This window comes from Pseudoalteromonas sp. MER144-MNA-CIBAN-0113, from assembly GCF_040308965.1.
GTDB classification, from domain to species: domain Bacteria; phylum Pseudomonadota; class Gammaproteobacteria; order Enterobacterales; family Alteromonadaceae; genus Pseudoalteromonas; species Pseudoalteromonas tetraodonis.
Map to the genome: position 1 here is coordinate 1 of NZ_JBEOOG010000245.1, position 327 is coordinate 327.

General features: G+C 35.8%; 1 protein-coding gene. It reads left to right on the forward strand.

The window, feature by feature from the left end; translation table 11 throughout:
- On the forward strand, window positions 1–327 hold a 327-nt coding region (locus AAEY57_RS19565), incomplete at both ends, for a M16 family metallopeptidase (RefSeq protein WP_350608614.1).

Genomic DNA, 327 nt, shown 5'->3' on the forward strand with positions numbered 1-327 from the left:
GCTCAAGCGATGTATCCAGATGGTCATCCATATTCATGGCCAGTAATTGGTTTTATGGACGATCTTAATCGCGTAAATGTAAATGATTTAAAAGCATTCTTTTTAAAGTGGTATGGTCCTAATAATGCAACGCTTACTATTGGTGGCGATATCAACGCTAATGAAATACTGCCATTAGTTACTAAATACTTTGCACCAATTCCAAAAGGCCCTGAAATCCCTACAGTAGAAAAAACAGCTGTAACACTAGATGCTGATAGATATATTTCAATGGAAGATAAGGTACATTTACCTTTATTAAGTATGAGTTTCCCAACTACTTACGCT